A 4,767-nucleotide genomic window follows, 5' to 3' on the forward strand; every position below is an offset into this window, starting at 1 on the left:
AAGGTTCCAACAGCCCCGAGGTGGGGACGGCCGACAATTCGTCAACAGCCACTCGAAACGCGGCCGACAGCGCAAACTGCTGCCGGGCCGCACGCCCAGGGCAGCAGCAACCCTCCCCGGCCCCACGACTGAGGTCACGATTCCCTGTGGTCGCGGCGGTGACGTCTCGATTCCCTGCGGTCCCCCAGCCGAAATCGCGATTCCCTTCGCGATCTCGCCGAAACCCAGCAATCAATCGGGATATCACCCCGGGAACCCGCACGGAATCGAGCACCGAAGCGACGGGTACCGCGCTTCGCTGCCAAGGCGCGGGCCGGGAGAAGAGAACCCTCACTTGGCCAGCGCCTCGGCGTTCCCACAGGAATATCCTGCAACGAGTTCAGCGGTGAGCGCCGTACGTAGAGCCGTTCCGTCGTCCGCGAGTGCGGCGGCACCGGTCCGCACCGCGTACACGAGTTCGAAACGCGACCGTCAGCGCAAACTGCTGCCGTCCTGAGGGAACTACTCCCCGCGTACCGGCAACTGGCCGAAGGCGTGGCGGCGGATCCACGCGTGCATCGCGATCGCACCGGCAGCGGCGGCGTTCATCGAACGGGTCGACCCGTACTGTTCGATCGACAGGACCGCCTCGCACGCCTCGTGGGCGGCTTCGGTGAGCCCGGGGCCCTCCTGGCCGAACAGGAGCACGCACTCGCGCGGCAGGCCGTAGGTCTCGAGCTGCACCGAATCCGGGAAGTTGTCGATCCCGATGAGCGGCAGTCCCCGCTCGGCACACCAGGCGACGAGGTCCTCGATCGTCGGGTGGTGGAACACGTGCTGGTACCGGTCGGTCACCATCGCCCCGCGCCGGTTCCAGCGCTTGCGCCCGACGATGTGCACCGCCGCCGCGTTGAACGCGTTCGCGGTCCGCACCACGGAACCGATGTTGAGGTCGTGCTGCCAGTTCTCGACCGCGACGTGGAATCCGTGCCGGGTCCGGTCGAGGTCGGCGACGATCGCGTCGTGCTTCCAGTACCGGTACCGGTCGACGACGTTCCGGCGATCACCCTCGGCCAACAGCTCGGGATCCCAGTGCTCGCCCTCCGGCCACTCCCCCTCCCAGGGCCCCAGCCCCGGCAGGTCCTGCACCGGCTGATCCCCCACCGGCGGGAGCGCTGTCGTCGTTCCCGCCTCGTCGACCGCCCGACCACCACTCGCCGGCACCTCCTGCACGGGCACCTCCTGCACAGGCACCTCCCGCACCGGCACCTCCCGCACCCGCACGAAGCCGTCCTGAATCGGCGAACCGCCGGGGCGAACCTCGTCGTCCCCGGCGGTCCTGTGGTTCTCCGTCACCGATTCGCATCCTTGTCCGAACCGTTCGCATCCTTGTCCGAACCGTCCGCGTCCTTGTCCGCACCGCCCTCGACCGCTCCGCCACGCGGCTCGTCGTCGTCCGGACCGGCCGAGGCCGAACCGTCCACGGTCGGTGCATTGCGATGCGACCCGTCGGTGAACGAATCGTCCGACCCGACGCCCGGGTCACCGGCGTCCGCGGCGGCCTGCGCCTTCTGCTCGGCCTGCTTCGCCTGACCGGCGGCCACGGAGAGCGCGACCTTGTCGTCGTCGCCCTTCTCCGGCACGCCCTGTGTGGAGATCTTCCTGTCCTCGGTCACGTCGTCCTCCGTCCCGGCGTCATCCGCCTGTCCCGAAGCCTTCCCGGCGGAACCCTTCCCACCGGAAGCCTTCCCGGCAGCGGCCCCGACGCTCTTCTTCGCACCCTTCTTCGAAGCAGCAGTCTTGCCTCCACGGCCCGAGCCGCGCAAGAGGGTCCGCTGGTACGAGGCCGCGCCGAGGGCGAAGATCACGAGTCCCATGGCGAGGACGATCGCGATCGCGACGACGCCCTGCCACCACTCGGCCTGATTGCCGAGGAACAGCAGCGGGGTCGCCACCGGCGAGGTGAACGGCACGTAGGAGAGGATGCGCAGCATGTCCCAGTCGCGGGAGAACACCATCGGCACGAACGCGCCGGCGACGGCAAGGAGCACCGTGACCCCGTAGAAGATCTGCCGGGTGCGGCGCCCGGCGGCGGTCGACACCCACAGGTACGCGGCGAGGAACATGAGCACGTCGACGAGGAAGAGCCCTGCGAACCAGCCCATGGCCGGGAGGATGTCGACGGCCATCGTCGGTCGCTTCACGATCGACAGGCCGACGAGCAGCACGACGAGTGCGACGAGCGGGTACACGAGCGACAGCACGGTGAGTCCGTAGACCCGTCCCCAGGCGGCGGCGCGCGGCGGGATCGTCGCGGCGAGGATCTCCGCGATCCGGTGCCGCTTCTCGAGCCGGGCGTTCGAGTACAGCGCCGCACCGAGCGTCATCGCACCGACGACGAGGAGCAGCGCCATGCCCCACCCGAACGCCGTGTACGCGGCGTCCGGAACGAGCGGTGCCTGGAGGTACTGGACCTCCATCTGCGGGGACAGGATCTCGAGGAGCTCCGTCGGCTCGGAATCGTTCGCGAGGATGTACGGGTCGACCATGCCGGTCTGGTCCTGCACGAGGAGACCGTCGGCCTCGCCGGAGCGCAGGAGTTCCTGACCGGCCTCGACGGACTCCACGTCGACGGCCTTGATGCCGTACTGCTGTTCGAAGAGGGCCGCGTTCTCGCCGACGCCGACCATCGCGAGGGTCGGCATGTCACCTCCGGTGTTCGCCTGGGGCGCACCACTGCGCACTCCGACGAGGAGGCCGATGAGCACCGCGAGCCCGATGACGAGCGTCGTCACGTAGAAGAGCGGGCTGCGGGCGACGGCCGTGGTCTCCCGGTGGGACACGAGGTAGGCGGCGTTCCCGGAGCTGAGGTCACGGTACTCGGAGACCAGTCCGGTTTTCGGTTCCGCGGTCCGTGCCGGCGCGTCGTCGCGCAGTTCGTAGGGAAGATCCTCGTCCTCGGAGGCGTCGACCTCGATGATCTCGAGGCCGGGGTCCTGCGGGTCGAGTGCGTCCTGCGGGTCCAGCGGATCGTTCGTGCGCTCGGTCACTTACACCCTCTCCTTGAAAAGCTCGGCGAGGCCGGGGGCGACCGCGCCGAATCCGCGCAGTCCCTCCGTCCCGCGGACGGCCGCAGCGGCGGCGTCCTCACTGTCGGCACCGAAGGTCACCTCGGTGCCCTCGACCACCACGCCCGAGGCGCCCGCGGCCGCGGAGATCGCCTCACCGGCGGCCGTGGCGGCAGTGGGGTCCGCGTACGCGGCGCGGTACCCCGCGTCCTCGGCACGCAGTTCGGTGAGCGGTCCTGCGGCGAACACCGCACCGTGCGACAGCACCACGACGTCGTCGGCGACCTGCTGGGTGAGGTCCCAGTCGTCCGAGGTGAAGAGCACGGGGACGCCGGAATCGGCGTGGTCGCGCAGAAGCGCGAAGACCTTCTGCACACCGGCGGCGTCGAGCCCCTCGAAGGGTTCGTCGAGGACGACGACGTCGGGGTCCGCCGCGAGCACCGCGGCGATGTCGACGAGCGCGGCCTCGGTGCCGGTGAGGTGGTCGAGCGGTGCGTAGGCACGGTCGGACAGGTCGAGGCGGGCGAGCAGCGTCACCGCATTGCGTTCGGCCGCACCCATCGTCATGCCGTGGAGGCGGGCGAAGAAGACGATCTGCTCGAGCACCTTCATGCCCGGGTAGCCACCGCGTTCGGCCGGGAGGTACCCGAAGTTCTGCCGGTCACCGAAGCCCAGTTCCTCGCCCTCGAGGGCGACCGTGCCCGAATCCGGGGCGATGAGACCCATGATCACGCGGACCAGTTCCGTCTTGCCCGCTCCGCGGGGACCGACGACGCCGGTGATCCGCCGCGAGGCGGCTGTGAAGGACACGTCGTCGAGCCAGGTCTTCCGACCCGACGTCAGCGCGATGTCGGTGAGTTCGAGCACGGGACTCCCTCTTCTTCCGGTATGCCTGATGTACGAGGTGGCGCGGTTCACGCCTGCGCCGGTTCAGTCTGTCCCCTTGTGACCTCGGGGTTCAAACCGCACGCGCTCCGGCGGCGGGACACGGCGGAAACTCCCAGTGAGCGGTGTGCGCCCACGGAAGTCGCCCGCGTCCCGCCGCCGGAGCGGGCGCGTGGACGGACGGCTCCGACTCAGTCGAGCCCGAGGTCCTTCGTGTTGAGGGCGACGAGGTAGGGCAGGCCCTCGGCCTCGACGCGTTCCTTCGCCCCGGTGTTGCGGTCCATGACGACGGCGACGGCGACGACCTCGGCACCGGCCTCACGGAGCGCCTCGACGGCGGTGAGGACGGACCCGCCGGTGGTGGAGGTGTCCTCGACGGCGATGACCTTCTTCCCCTTGACGTCCGGCCCCTCGACGCGCTTGCCCATCCCGTGCTTCTTCGCCTCCTTGCGGACGACGAAGGAATCGAGCGGCGTGCCCCGGACGACGGAGCGGTGCATGACGGCGGTGCCGACCGGGTCGGCGCCCATCGTGAGGCCGCCGACGGCGTCGATCTCACCGAGGTAGCCCTCGCGCTCGAAGAGGTCGAGCATGACGTCGCCGACGAGCGGGGCGCTGCGGCGGTCGAGGGTCACGAGGCGGAGGTCCAGGTAGTAGTTCGCCTCGAGACCGGAGGACAGGGTGAACTTTCCACGGGTGACCGCGAGTTCGTCGATGAGTTCGAGCAGCTGCGTGCGTGAGTCGGACATACCCCGGATTCTATGTGCCGGGCGTCCGGGACCGGGAACAGGCCGCGCCGCTGCCGGGTTCTGCTCCCCTCCCGGGGCCGCCGAGG

The 4,767-nt window shown here is 69.8% G+C and carries 4 protein-coding genes; all 4 read right to left on the bottom strand.

The genetic code is table 11. The features are described from left to right. Positions 1-501: 501 nt before the first annotated feature. On the bottom strand, positions 502-1,143 hold the full coding sequence (locus ABD172_RS06085; RefSeq protein ID WP_344307932.1) for a TrmH family RNA methyltransferase: 642 nt from the start codon (positions 1,141-1,143) through the stop codon (positions 502-504). A 188-nt stretch (positions 1,144-1,331) separates the two neighbouring features. After that, entirely contained in the window at positions 1,332-3,029 is a 1,698-nt protein-coding gene (locus ABD172_RS06090; protein ID WP_344307902.1) for an ABC transporter permease, read from the bottom strand. Then, complete coding sequence (locus ABD172_RS06095; protein ID WP_344307904.1) at positions 3,030-3,914, bottom strand: ABC transporter ATP-binding protein; 885 nt, start codon at positions 3,912-3,914, stop codon at positions 3,030-3,032. A 209-nt stretch (positions 3,915-4,123) separates the two neighbouring features. Next, positions 4,124-4,681, bottom strand: coding sequence for an orotate phosphoribosyltransferase (pyrE, locus tag ABD172_RS06100; protein WP_344307906.1), 558 nt, complete (start codon positions 4,679-4,681; stop codon positions 4,124-4,126). Positions 4,682-4,767: the final 86 nt, after the last annotated feature.

The organism is Brevibacterium samyangense, assembly GCF_039529845.1.
GTDB lineage: Bacteria > Actinomycetota > Actinomycetes > Actinomycetales > Brevibacteriaceae > Brevibacterium > Brevibacterium samyangense.